The organism is Chitinophaga polysaccharea (assembly GCF_007829335.1).
Taxonomy (GTDB): Bacteria; Bacteroidota; Bacteroidia; order Chitinophagales; family Chitinophagaceae; genus Chitinophaga; species Chitinophaga polysaccharea_B.
The window spans coordinates 452,114-466,017 of the sequence record NZ_VIWO01000005.1 but is presented as its reverse complement, the minus strand read 5'-3'; the positions used below and the strand labels follow the sequence as shown (position 1 = coordinate 466,017).

Below are 13,904 nucleotides of genomic sequence, written 5' to 3'. Positions count from 1 at the left end.
CACCCTTATTCAACTAGTTTAAAAATGGATCATAAGATTAGAAAGAAACCGGCACAGCGCCGGTTCCTTAAGGCTATGCTATTGACTATATTGTTCCTGCCGCGGGTATACTCCAGCCAGGCACAATGGGGCGGCCTTAAACAAAAAGTGGATCTCCGGCTGGAACATACCACCGCCCTCGTGATCATCACTTCCCTGGGGCAACAGTCCGGATGTTCCTTCTACTATACTGCGGCAGAACTGGGAAGGGTAAAAATAAATGCCTTCCAGTCAAAAGGGCCACTGGGTACTGCTTTACAGCAACTGAAGGCCCTCGCGCCGCTGGACTTCAAGGTATCAGGAAACAATATTTCCGTACAGGTAACCACAGCGCCTCCTCCGGTGAATGGCGACACCACCGCGTTATATCTCTTTAAAGGACATATTACCGATGCCCACACCCATAAGCCGGTGGCACATGTGGAAGTATACGCGCAGGAAAGCCATGTATCCGCCACCACAGATGGCAACGGCGATTTTACGCTGCAGGCAAAAGCAACGCACGACCTGCTCATCTTTTCCCACGCAGGCTACGCCAGCCAGGTAATCACCGCCAACACCCACACGGCAATGGACCTGAAGATGATGCCTGATAACCGCACATTGTCCGGCGTCACCGTTTCCTCCCGCCGCCGGATGAACAGCGAAGTAGCATTGCTCAATGAAAGACAACATGCCGCCACGGTATCTGATGGTATCTCTGCAGAAAATATTGAGAAAACAGCCAGCATCACCACCACGCAAGCCTTGCAACGGGTGTCGGGCGTTACGGTGACAGACGATAAATACGTAGCCGTACGCGGGCTCGGCGACCGTAGCGTAATCGGGCAACTGAACGGTATCCGCCTGGCCTCCTCAGATCCCGACAGGAGCACCATTCCGCTCGACCTGGTACCGGCCAACCTGCTGGATAATATTGTGGTGTATAAAACCATGACACCCGATAAACCAGCGGATGCCTCCGGGGGCATCGTGGAACTGAAAACACTGTCGATTCCCACTAAACAAACATTGAGCTTTACTGCGCAAACGGGACTCAACTCCAACGTGGGACCGGGAGGCAAAGTGAACAGCTTCTATAACAGCGATATGGGTTTTTGGGGTAATAAGATTAAGGAACATGATCTGCAGCCCGCGTTCATGGACCTAAATAAGCAATACCCTGGCGGGCTACCTCAGATTCAGCAGCTGGCCGCGGGTGCTAAAAATGACCCGGCATTACTCTCAGAAATCGATCGTATCAATGGTATCATGCATCACTTTGACCCGGTGTTGACTACCCGCTATAAAAGAGCGCCGCTAAATGGCATTTATAATATTACTTATGGCAATTCTTTTTCCGTTTTTAAACAGCATAAGCTGGGATTGATCCTCAGCGGCAGCTACTATAACCGCACCGCTGATGTGGTAGATGGAACACTGAACCAGTACAGCATTTATCAGGGCGTGATGACCGGTAACCCGGTGATAGATGAATCCCGCAACATACCGGCGTATATCACGCCCAATACGCCTAACCTGGGAAAGTATGTGGGGTATAAAGAAAATACCGGCACACAAACACTCAGCTACGGATTACTTGGTGGACTGGCCTATCGCTTTAATCCCAACCATGAAATCAGTTTCCAATATATGGGTAGCCGCGGGGGAGAAACACAGGCCACCAGCCTGAGTGGGCAGTATGCGTATGTAACGGGACTTAACGGACCTGTTTACAGCAACATTTATTCGCTGAAGCAAACATATCGCACCTTCAATACGTATAATCTCCAGGGAGAGCATAAGTTCGGCGATAGCAAATATGCGCCCCGCCTGAGCTATAACGGCGCTTCGTCGAAGTCAACGCAAGATGACCCCGACTACCGCTTCATCAACCTGGCCGATTACCGGCCTGCAGGCGGCGGATACTACCAGTCACCTGTTCCGGATATCAACGGTACCAGTTACATCGGCGTTACTGATTATTATGCGCAGGTATCTGGCTATGTAAATGGCTTCGGTCCCTACGGTAAAATACAGGCAGACCCTAATGGGCGCCGCTTCCGCGGGATGACGGAAACCAACTACAATTACAAGGCGGATGTTAGTTGGCCGTTCGGCATCCGCGGACTAGACCAGGTGTTTAAAGCAGGGGTGAACTACCTGTACCGCGAGCGCGATTTCAGCGAAAATGTATTGTCGCTGCCCGGGTCTAACTTTTCTACGCTGAAGCAGTATCCCATGTACCAGGTATATGGTAACCTGGATCGGCTGGTAGGATACGACCAGGTAGGCATCCATCTCCCTACTGCTACTTCACCGGAAGGAATGCCGCTGGCAAATGGTTTTTTATATAATATCAGGAAATCACCCAATAACTACACCGGTTTTTATGAAACGAACGCCTTTTATGGCATGCTGGACCTGCATTTGATGAAGGACCTGCGTTTAGCCGGCGGCGTACGTTTTGAGAAAACGAATATCCAAAGCAAGATAGATACAGCCGGTGTTTATATCGATCCATCGCTTTCTGAAGGAGGGATTAACCTGGTGTATACTGATCCGGTATCAAAATATATTTCGGGTTACAAGCCTTATTATTCTGCCAACCTCACTTACTCCCTGCACGATGCCATGAATTTCCGCCTGGCCTATGGTACCTCACTGGCGCGCCCGGAAATCCGCGAGTTGACGAATGTCTTTGAATTCGATCCTTTCCAGCAGGCATTGGTTGTTGGTAATCCTCACCTGGTGAACCAGCAAACAAAAAGCTATGATTTCCGTTGGGAATGGTTTCCCAACAAAGGAGAAGTGCTGGCCGCCTCACTTTTTGCAAAGGAAATCAATAACCAGCTGGAGAAAGTATTTATACAAAATTCTGATGGCATAAAAGCTACTTACCCTGAATTTCCCACCATTGCTTACCAGAATAACCCTAATACAGGTCATGTATGGGGAATAGAGCTGGAAGTGGTGAAGAACCTGGGATTGCTCTGGCGCCCGCTGCAACATTTCTTCCTGGGCTCCAACCTGATGGTAGCTTCCAGTAATGTACGCAAAAACAACGAGCGCCTGGATGCCGCAAGGATCATTGACCGGCAGTCGCCCGAAAAAAGCCCGCTGTTTGAACAGGCGCCTTATGCTGTGAATGGTTTCCTGAACTATGCCCACGAGCAATGGGGTACCGACATCACCGCCACTTTCAACATGGTAGGAGAGCGCCTCATACAGGTGAACATGGACGGTGCACCTGATCTCTACAGCCGGCCCACGCCGGTACTGGACCTGGTGTTTAGCCAAAAGCTGGCGAAGCGGCTGGTGATAAAAGGATTCGCCAAAAACTTGTTGAACAGTGCCTTTGAAGAAGTATACAGCAATCCTGGTACGGGCGGTAAATATTATGGAACAAAGTACGTCAGGAGAAGTTATCGCCGCGGTACGGAGTATATGTTAGGTCTTACTTATAATCTCTTCTGAAAAAATTACCAGTAACATATGAGCATTACAATTACAAAAACTTTCTATCATACCCTGTTGGCTGGTGTATTGCTATTGACGGCAGCGTGCAGCAAAAACAAGGAAGACGTGCGCACCGGCAATGAACCGGATTACAGTAATTCGGCCAGGTCGTCGGTGAGACTGGTCACCTTCAATACCTGGGATCTCATCGTGAATGGCACCAAAGTCACTAACTGGTTCTTTGTACCCAGCAACAGCCCTTTAGCAGGTGTACCATTTCCAACGCCGTATTTTCCCACTACGGGCAAGCTGAAAGACAGCTGGTATTTACCCCAGCAATTCCTTGATAGCAAAGGCGAGGCGATTATTAAAGTAGGTCTTGCGCAAGGCGCTTCGCAACCGGATTACCTGGTTGATTCTTTTACCGTAAAAGACGATTATTATCAACCTTCGGACTATTACCTGTATACCAGTGCAGTGGATCACCTGGGTATTTACAGTACTACCCGTGTGCCACGCACCACGGCTATTCCCGCCGATCCTACCCATATACGTATCCGCCTGGTAAACCTTTGTACGGCTACCGGTAATGGAAGTACGGAAGGGTTGACACTGGCCTTTGCAGATGGTACACCCGTGAATACCACTACTTCTCACATTGCGAATCATACCTGGTCGGACTACGTAGAGCTGCCCGCCGGTACTTACCAGTTTAAAGTATTAATAGACGGTACAGGTGCACAGATTCCCGGTAGACCCCCTACGCTCATTAGCACTATTTCGCCGGATAATTACTCGCTGAACGGCACGCAGGTGTATTATAACCCGGTGCAGACTTTCCAGCCCGGAGGAGTGTATACCGTGGTCGTAGCCCGGATTTCAGGCGGTTATCAGTATGGCGACAATCCATTATATCCCAATACATCTGTGGTGGTCACCGACATAGATCCACCTGCCAATATCGCCTATGGACGCATACAGCTGGTGAATGCGGCAGTAGAAGGAGAGAAGGGTATACACATGCGGGTAGATGGCCACGACGCACCCGCAGTAGCCTATGGAAAAGCGGGCGATTACGTAACGCTGGTGACAGGGGCACACGCCATTCGCATAACAGATGCTGCCGGCAAATCACTGGTAGAAAAAAATATCCAGGTGAATGGTGGCGATAACCTTACAGTATGGGCTTATCCTATTGCCGGTACCGGAACAACACTTACCGTAGTTACTAACAATATGGGTGGTACCCGGATGATTGGAACAAACGCTGATGGTTCGGATGCCCTGAACAATCTATACAATCCGCTTAAGTTTAAGATGCTGGTGCAAACCCGCTTCCTCAATCTATGCCCGGAGCTGCCGGAAGTTACTTTCACGGGTGTGAATGGTACACTGTTTAAAGAAGGCATGTTTTCATCAGCTGCAGCTGCGCAGCATCTGCTACCAGGGCAGGCGCCTTCACCTGTTGCTGTTCCTTATCCATACGTGGACCTGGGAACTGTTACCGGCGGAGCCGTACAGGTGTATCGCTCGCAACCCGGTGTATTACCCGGCGACCGGATCACCGGTGTGCCTGCGTTAACGACTGCCGATTTTGTGAAGATGCCGGCTACCTTTTACCCCGATGGCAACTTCGGGGCAGAGGCCGGCGTGTATACGGTAGCGTTAGTAGGGCATAATACAGCAGGGGCGCATCCGCAGCTGATCGTGATAAAACATAACCAGTAAAAAGACAAGCAATTATACGATGACACATTTTTTTAGCATGATACGCAGCCGCTGGAGCCTGATCCTGTTATGTTACGGGCTACTCCTCGTGGCAGGTGGTTGCCGGAAAACAACTTACAACGTTATTCCGGAAGCGGCCTACCTGCGGGTGTTCAACAGCCTCAATTACGATGTGAATGTAACCACCAAAGATCAGCCGCCGCCTTTCCTGGCAATGATTATCGACCCGGAGTATGACGGCGCCGGTTTGGTCACCGGTGGAAAAATAATCGGCGATCACCTGGACCAGCGCAGCGCTTATGCGGGTCCCTATCCCGCCAATGCCGGCAATACTTCCTTCAGAAATACAGAATATCCCGGTAATAAAAAAGTGTTAGTGGGTCCCATTATCAACGGCATTAATTTATCCAGCTGGGCGCAGATTCCTTCGGGAAAACACCGCGTGGTATTCTACAGCCGGCCGATCAGTGACCAGCCTTTTTTCGACCTGCTCGAACGCGATCGTAAAAGCCTGCTGGTAGATAGTATCATTGATTTTAAACCGGGAGAGATTTATACCATGGAGGTGTTGCAGAAAACCGTAGCTACGCAATATCCGCTGCCTATCACCTTATACCTGCGGCAGGAACAGTTTACCAAAATGCCTTTCTCCGATTCTATGTTGTACGTGAATTGTTATAACCTGAGTGCTGAAGGCTATGCGGCTGCCCACCCGGAGGCAGCCAGCCGAGGGCAACAAGCCTACTACAACGCTACCAATAAAACCGTAGCATTTGGTGATACGCTGAACCTGTATTACTCGTTGTATAAAGATGATTGCCCGTATCCTTATGTAGATGGCGCGCCTATTGGTTCCAACCTTATCCCGGGGTATAACAATATTTGGCTCGGTACTATTATCCGTTCTCATACGGCAGGCGTAACACCTTATTACAATATGCCCATGTTTGCCGCTACCGATACTACCGGTGGTATACTCAGCAGGCAATGGGAACTCCTTATACTGATGAAGCCCGGTATGTTCCCGCTTCCCGGCGCAGTGCCGGTGAGCGGACCCGGGGGAATGGTACAGGCAAATCCCAATTTCGGCGCTATCGGTTGCAGTAACGGCAGCAGTGATGGCAAAGGCACTACCTCTGCAGCAGCCAGGAGAAGCATTCCCAGGATAGCAAACAGCAGCTACCTGGCCAGCAGTTGGCTGCCCAACCTGATCCGGTATACCGCTTCCGGTAATTATGCGCAACGCGCTTTTGCTACCATCAGTACCATAGAAATTATCAATAACCAGGTATATATGATGAGCGTGCAACGTAGTTATCCGCCACCGACTAAGTGATCATCCTGTGTACTTCCATGGTTCAACTAAAATAATTCCGTGCAAATGAATAAATATATCTATACCCGTTGGCTCTTCATCGTATTGCTGGCAACCGCTTCCTGCAAAAAGCCCGACTTCGAGGCGCAGCAACAGGCACAGGCCGCCGGTACGATCAGCGACTATCTGACCAATAATTTTGATTTTTCTCTCTTTGCAGCCGCTGTGCGCAAGGCCGGGTTGATGGATAGCCTGAATCAGGCTACCGCCACATTAACGGTGATGGCGCCCACCAACACCGCATTGAATAAAGACAGTATTTATAATGCTTCCGATTTCGACAAATGGCCGGCCGATAGCCTCCGCTATTTTGTCAGAACGCACATACTACCCATCAAGTTGTTTTACAATACCATCCCGTTGTCGTCCGACAATCGGTACGATAACCTGAATAATACCCGGTTGTATATTTCCCGGTCCAAGGATATTAGTGCCGCGTTAACAGTGAATGGGGTGAATGTACAGAAACAGCCTTCACTAGGCACTACTACGGGTGCCACCTACGGTATTACGCAATTGAATGGCGTAATATACCCGTTGCCCAACACTATAAAAGTAGTGCCGGTAACCGTACAGGCGTTCCTGTTAGCAAGACCGCAGTTTTCGCATCTTGTTGCGGGATTGAGGAAATTCGGGTATTGGGATCAACTGGCTACCGATGGGCCGTTTACGCTTTACGCGCCAATGGATTCGAGCTTTGAACGCCGCGGTATAACGTTGGATAGCATCAGCCGCATTGATGTAAATCGTATTGATCCGGTAGTATTTGGCGGCTATTTCCTTAAGCCTAATCACCTGTTTGTACTGGATATGTTACAACTGCCGCCACCCGCGGGCACTATCTACCTTGCGTTTCAATGTCCTGATGTAAAATATAAGCTGATCATGACCCAGCAACCTTTTGGTTCCGGTGTGGGTATCGTAACAGCTGCTTCTACAGCTACCCGCATACTGGTTCTCGTTGGACCCAATGCCAGCAAGCCTTATGGCGAACAAGGAACGCTTTTCCTGGGGGAAACCAGTAATACCATTTTCATGACAACCCTAAATGGCATTTATACCAACTACACCTGTACAAATGGGGTAGTTCATTTGCTATCCGATTTGCTGGTGATGCCGGATAAAGTGAGCAGGTAAAATTATAAACTACTACAACAGATGATATTTTTTATGAAGCAATATCGCTTATCCGTTCTCTGTATACTGCTGTTGGCGTTTGCTGCCGCCTGCAGTAAAACCGAAGAGCCGCCGAAACCCGTGGGGGATAAAATACCATACAACAATACCACTACTAAGAACCTGGCAGCACTGCTGGATAGCATTCCTGAGGCATCCGTTTACCGCGCAGCACTGGGCAGAACAGAGGTACAACAGTACATGGATAGCCTGGCAGCTGGTAACAGCAAAGCTTACTATACGCTGTTTATACCTACCAATAAAGCCTGGGCAGCAGCTGGTTATACGATGAATAATATCAGCATTGTGCCGGTAGCCGAACTGGATACCATCATCCGTTACCTGGCCGTGTCCGGCGGCCTGCCGGCTGGGGCCACCAACCTGTTTGGAGAAACGACCTGTTATCCTTTAATGTATCCGGACCGCGACATCACCCGGTCACAGGTGCCTTCTCCTTTTCAGCTTTGGGGAGGTGTGTATTATTACTACCGTCTCATTGTGGGTATGACGAAAGGTACATTGCGGCTAAATGGTCTGCCAGTAGGACATACTCCGGCTATTCCTGCTACCAACGGCGCCATCTTTATGATCGACAGCCTGATTACCAAACCGTTTTATGAAAGCTACCAGGTATTGAATGCAGATACCAGCTTTAGCTTTTATATGGCGGCGTTGAAGAAAAGCAATGACCTCTACCTGGAGAAAGGTTTGCTGGCACCGGAAGTGGTTGAATATAACGATACCATCTCGCTTGTGCTGAAAGTGGGAGGATTTGTATCAGGCACGGATCCCTTCTCCATCACATTTGCACCAGATAATAATGCCTTCCGGAAAGCCGGTTTTAATTCTATTGCAGCGATCAATCAGTACATTGATCAGTCGGCGCTGGCGGCGGCAGACCCTTACACGCCCATGCTCACCAATATGGATTCCATTTTGGCCCACCATAGAATAGTGAGTGTATATGGCGATGTTAATGAAAACTATGGCTACCTGTATACCACCGACCTGCTGAATCACTTCTATAACGTAAACCTCAGCAACGCACCTATAACTGGTGCACTACAGGTACAATCCGGCAACGGCAAGATTACCCTGCACCGGCAGGATGCGCCGTCGGGAAGAGGTGCCACCATTATCCAGGGCGCTGATATTACTACGCTCACGGGCGTGATACACCGTGTAGATAACCTGCTTTTACCTACACCCTAAAAGAAAGTATATATGAAATATAACCGAAATTTTTTGTGGAGATGGTTGCTGGCGGGAACACTGTTATTCACCGCTTGCTCAAAAGATAAAGTACAACCGGAAAATAGGTATGCAAAGAATGGGATTGCTGCTGTAGTGAACAGCAACTTTAGTCTCTCTTTGTTCAAATATGCCCTGGTAGCAACCGCCTATAGTGATACACTGAGCATGCCCGGTCCCTATACCTTACTGGGCCCCTCCAATGATGCATTGATAGCCGCTGGCCTGTCCACCGGCGCTGCGGTGATGCGGGCGGTCGACTCTATAAAAGGTATGATACCGTATCATGTGATACGTGGCAATGTTCGGCTGGATTCGTTACCATTGGCTTTTAACCAGACGTTCGCAACGCTGACCGGACAACCGGTATACGTAACCCGTTGGATCAACCCCCGGGATACTGCTGTAGTAGTGAACGGCGTTCGTGTGAGCACCCGTGATAAGTCTGCCGCCAACGGCTTCGTGAATGTATGCGATGGATTGCTGAGTCCCATTACCTACAGCAATGTACAACAGGCAGTTTCCGGCGATCCGGCCCTGTCGCTTTTCAACGCCGCCATTATTCAAAGCGGCCTGGCATCCACGTACCAGTCGGGCGGCCCCTATACGGTGTTTGCGCCGGTAAATGCCGCTTTCCAGGCCATCGGCATCCCTACTACCGATAGTGTCTATAACATGGACCCGGTTAAGTTACAGGCCATCGTGAAAGCGCATATAACCAAAGGGCGGAATTTTGTATACGATTATATCCTGAAGGCCAACGTTACTACCAACAGCTATACCGAGCAAATGCTCGACGGCACTACCACCAATATTACCCTGGTAAGAGATGCCACGCAACCCGGCCGGTTTGCGGGTATCAACATACAGGGAGCGGCGATGGCTACCCTTTCCCGGAAAAATGTCATCGCAGGAAATGGTGTGGTACACAACATCTCCAGCATACTTACCCAATAAATGATAACAAATGAATAAAAGAATAAAACAGGGCTGGATAACGCTGGTGCTTTTCCTGTGCTGTATAGCCGGCGCCGCCGCTCAGCAAACGGATGGCAGCCTGATAGGAAAGGTTACCGACAGTAGCCGGCTGCCCATGGCCGGCGCCACCATCGTGGCCATACATCAACCCTCCGGTACTACTTACAGTGGTACGGCCGACAAAACCGGCACTTTCTTCCTGCCAGGCTTACGCATAGGCGGGCCTTATAAGGTAACGGTGAGCATGGTAGGTAAAAAGACCACCAGTATGCAACAGGTAACGGTTCGCCTGGGCGAGCCACAGCAACTGAATTTTATGTTGGCGGGAGAACAAAAACAACTGGCCGAAATTGTGATCCAGTCTTCGCCACGAACCGCCAAAGCCAACACGTATGGCACCACGCAAAATATTACCCGTGCGCAGTTAAACAGCCTGCCAACCATTAACCGCAGCTTACAGGATATTACCCGGCTGGTACCACAGGGATCCAAAGACAACAGCTTTGCAGGCACCAACTTCCGCTACAACAATATCACCGTAGACGGCGCCATCAACAACGATGCTATTGGCTTCAGTCCCTCTGCAGGCGGGATTACCGGCACCTCCGGCGCACCCGGTGCCAGTACGCGATCCAACGCTATTTCGCTCGATGCAATTGAAGACATGCAGGTATACCTGGCGCCCTACGATGTGAAGATTGGTAACTTCACCGGCGGTAGCATCAACGCAGTTACCCGCAGTGGTACCAACATCGTTACCGGTTCCGTCTACGCTTTCGGTCGCAATGCGGCCATCACCGGGAAAGATAAGATAGGCTCGTTAGGTAAAATGAACAGCGATTTTTACGATTACCAGGCAGGTGTTCGTGTAGGCTTTCCAATTATTAAGAATAAGTTGTTCTTTTTTACCAATGAAGAAATTACGCGCCGCCGGGATCCTGCTCAACTGATGGCCGGTCAGCCGGAAACCGCGCAGATACTCAGCGCGAAGGATGCCGATGATATCCGCAATTTTACCATCGGGCACTATGGCGCTATCTTCGATCCCGGAACAGCCGGTGCCTACAACAGTGAGGCCCGGTCGGAAAAATATTTCAACCGGCTCGACTGGAACATCAACGACAACAACCAGTTATCGGTCCGTAACAACACCATTTTTTCCCGTTCGGTAAATATGGACCGCGATCAGATGGATTTCCGTTTTAGCGCTATGGCTTACCGGCAAACCAATAATCAAACGTCTACGGTTGTGGAGCTAAAAACGAAATTCCATAACGGTTTCTCCAATAGTCTCATCGTGGGCTATTCATCTATACACGATTACCGCGATCCCTTGTCAGATCCCTCTTTGCCGCAGATACAGATCATGGGCCGCACGCCGGGAACTACGATTTATATGGGTACCGACCGGGAAGCCGCTATCTTTAACATGAAGCAGCGCACCTGGGAAATTACCAACAACCTCACCTGGCACAAAGGAAAACATACCATGCTGTTGGGTACCCACAACGAATTGTATCATATCAGCTATGGCTTTGTCAATTCCTGGAATGGAAGGGTTGATTACCTGAGCATAGAAGACTACCTGCATGGTAATCCTTACCGGGTACGGGGTAACTATAATTACACCAACAATAGCAGGGACTATATCCTGTCGCATCCCGAAGCTGTATTTGATGTAGATATGCTGAGCGCCTATTTCCAGGATGAGATCAGGATTACAGACCGGTTTCGTATTACTCCGGGGCTACGGGCCGACTATAGCCTGGTGCCCAATAAGCAGCCGCTCAGCAACCAGGTGAAAACAGCCTATACGGATAGCTACTTCGGAAACACCTATACCTACACACCCCTGTCGCGCATCACGAACAACTATCTGAATCATATACAGGTATCGCCACGTATTGGTTTCCGTTATGATGTAACCGCCGATGGCCGCCTGGTATTGAGAGGAGGCGCCGGGTTATTTACCGGGCGCATTCCGCTGGCCTGGCTGGGATATGCCTTTTACAACACCGGCATCCATTACGGCTCCTACGACCAGAAGGCCGACCAGCAGCCATTTGCAGCCGGAACCGATCCTGTTAAGCCTGGCGCCAATGGCATCGCCGACTTTATTGCAAAGAATGGTACTGTTGTGAATAGCCCACAGGCAGGGAAAACCCAGGTGGACCTGGTCGACAATAACTTTTCCATGCCGAAAGTATTGCGTACCAATCTCGCACTGGACTATACCACTCTCAACGGCTATAAGCTGGGCCTGGAAGGCTTGTATACGAAAACGATAAAGGACGTGTATTTCCAGCAGGTAAACATTAAAGATAATCCCCGCTACTTTGGCTACGACACAAAACATGAACAACCGGTATACAGCGGTGCTGTAGATCCACGTTTTGCAAATGCCTATGAATTGAGCAACACCAGCCTGGGCTACCGGTATTCGGTGACGGGTACCGTGAGTAAGCGGTTTAACATGGGTGTCAACGCATCGGTGGCTTATACTTACGGTGGCTCTAAAGATGCTTTCAATGGCATCCGTAACTCTATGGAAAGTAACTGGCAGCTCAACCAGGCCCTGAATCCGAATAATGCCGGCCTGGCCTGGTCTAACTTCGATATCCGTCACCGGTTAATTGTGAACCTGGGCTATCAGCATGCCTGGAACGAAAAATGGACCACCACGCTGAACCTGTTTGTGAGCGCGCAATCCGGCAGTCCATTTACCTATGGTATCGTGAATAACAGCCTGCAGGGATTACCGCAGCAACTGAGCCTCGCCTACATTCCACAACACGATGAAGCGATCCGTTTCTTCCAGGACTATGCCGACGCCGGTGGTGCTATTGTTACAGCGGCGCAACAGGCCGATGCCTTTAATACCTATATTGATGGTAACAAATACCTGAGCAGCCGGCGTGGCGGCTTTACAGCGCGGAACGCCGGGCGTACGCCCTGGAACACTACCGCAGACTTGCACTTTGCGCAGGAGTTCCATTTCCCGAAGAGCAGCGGGTTTATCACCCTAACGATAGATATCATGAACTTTACCAACCTGATCAATGCCAACTGGGGACGGGTATACTTTTCACCCAATACTTTCAATTCTACCGCCAGCGTGGGCCTGGCGCCGGTATTATTCCCGCAGAAGCAGAATGCAGGTAACTACCCGGTATTCAGGTTCGCCGACCCGGGGAAACCTTATGCCATCGATTACTTTAATTCACGGGCACAGGGACAGTTAGGGGTTAGGTATTCTTTTTAACAACTGTTATATAGGAGAAACGTCTGGCGGCAGTTTACCATTTATCGATGGTCTGTCGCCAGATTTCCGTTATAGCAGACCAGATAATAACCGGTGCTTCGCGCATCCCCCGCCAGGGGCTAACTTTGCCAGAAATTCTTCACTTAAACCCCTGGTTATGAAATCAATCTCTAAATCGGCATTCCTGCTGGGAATAGCAGTAGTGTTATCTCTTTGCGTGCCTCACAAAGCACTGGCCCAGGATGTTGTAAAAGTAGCGCCCGCAGGTTACAACAAAGTACTGCTGGACAATGAACATGTTCGTGTACTAAAAGTGGAAATGAAACCAGGCGTGGAAATACCCTGGCATAGTCACCCTAACCATGTGGTATATGCAGAAACTTCCGGAAAGGTGCAGCTTACCGAAAAAGACAAACCGGCCCAGGATCAGGATATCAAAGCCGGAACCGCGATCTATGTACCTGCTGTAACACACATGGCAAAAAATATTGGGAAAACCACCATCAAACTGATTATGGTGGAAATGAAAGATTAAGTTAACCCTTCCTGTTATCCGACCCTGCGCACTTTTTATCCGCTGTAACAGCGGAGAGCATATGTTGTATGCCATAGCAAACCCCCTGTCACTAGTTCTTGTTGTTTCACTTGTTTGTTAAC

At 49.7% G+C, this 13,904-nt stretch carries 8 protein-coding genes; all 8 read left to right on the top strand.

From position 1 onward, the window contains the following. Positions 1-24: 24 nt before the first annotated feature. The 8 genes from FHW36_RS18770 (at position 25) to FHW36_RS18735 (ending at position 13,782) form a co-directional block, all read left to right on the top strand. Positions 25-3,495: a carboxypeptidase-like regulatory domain-containing protein gene (locus FHW36_RS18770; protein ID WP_222429119.1), complete on the top strand. Its 3,471-nt coding sequence runs from the start codon at positions 25-27 to the stop codon at positions 3,493-3,495. 18 nt (positions 3,496-3,513) lie between these two features. Then, positions 3,514-5,205: a hypothetical protein gene (locus tag FHW36_RS18765; protein WP_145671107.1), complete on the top strand. Its 1,692-nt coding sequence runs from the start codon at positions 3,514-3,516 to the stop codon at positions 5,203-5,205. A 19-nt stretch (positions 5,206-5,224) separates the two neighbouring features. Then, positions 5,225-6,541, top strand: a complete 1,317-nt coding sequence (locus FHW36_RS18760; RefSeq protein WP_145671106.1) for a hypothetical protein — start codon at positions 5,225-5,227, stop codon at positions 6,539-6,541. A 45-nt stretch (positions 6,542-6,586) separates the two neighbouring features. Further along, positions 6,587-7,717, top strand: a complete 1,131-nt coding sequence (locus FHW36_RS18755; protein ID WP_145671105.1) for a fasciclin domain-containing protein — start codon at positions 6,587-6,589, stop codon at positions 7,715-7,717. Positions 7,718-7,738: 21 nt separating this feature from the next. After that, a complete protein-coding gene (locus FHW36_RS18750) occupies positions 7,739-8,968 on the top strand; it encodes a fasciclin domain-containing protein (RefSeq protein WP_145671104.1) in 1,230 nt (409 codons plus the stop codon). Between the two features lie 12 nt (positions 8,969-8,980). Further along, complete coding sequence (locus FHW36_RS18745) at positions 8,981-9,964, top strand: fasciclin domain-containing protein (protein WP_145671103.1); 984 nt, start codon at positions 8,981-8,983, stop codon at positions 9,962-9,964. Between the two features lie 10 nt (positions 9,965-9,974). Beyond that, entirely contained in the window at positions 9,975-13,247 is a 3,273-nt protein-coding gene (locus FHW36_RS18740) for a TonB-dependent receptor (RefSeq protein WP_145671102.1), read from the top strand. Between the two features lie 157 nt (positions 13,248-13,404). Beyond that, the gene (locus FHW36_RS18735) at positions 13,405-13,782 is read left to right on the top strand and encodes a cupin domain-containing protein (RefSeq protein ID WP_145671101.1); all 378 of its coding nucleotides are present in this window, start codon (positions 13,405-13,407) and stop codon (positions 13,780-13,782) included. Positions 13,783-13,904 lie beyond the last annotated feature (122 nt).

Excerpts from the sequence above, each read along its gene's own strand:
- FHW36_RS18770 (WP_222429119.1), top strand. The coding sequence starts at position 25 with ATGGATCATAAGATTAGAAAGAAACCGGCACAGCGCCGGTTCCTTAAG.
- FHW36_RS18765 (WP_145671107.1), top strand. The coding sequence starts at position 3,514 with ATGAGCATTACAATTACAAAAACTTTCTATCATACCCTGTTGGCTGGT.
- FHW36_RS18760 (WP_145671106.1), top strand. The coding sequence starts at position 5,225 with ATGACACATTTTTTTAGCATGATACGCAGCCGCTGGAGCCTGATCCTG.
- FHW36_RS18755 (WP_145671105.1), top strand. The coding sequence starts at position 6,587 with ATGAATAAATATATCTATACCCGTTGGCTCTTCATCGTATTGCTGGCA.
- FHW36_RS18750 (WP_145671104.1), top strand. The coding sequence starts at position 7,739 with ATGATATTTTTTATGAAGCAATATCGCTTATCCGTTCTCTGTATACTG.
- FHW36_RS18745 (WP_145671103.1), top strand. The coding sequence starts at position 8,981 with ATGAAATATAACCGAAATTTTTTGTGGAGATGGTTGCTGGCGGGAACA.
- FHW36_RS18740 (WP_145671102.1), top strand. The coding sequence starts at position 9,975 with ATGAATAAAAGAATAAAACAGGGCTGGATAACGCTGGTGCTTTTCCTG.
- FHW36_RS18735 (WP_145671101.1), top strand. The coding sequence starts at position 13,405 with ATGAAATCAATCTCTAAATCGGCATTCCTGCTGGGAATAGCAGTAGTG.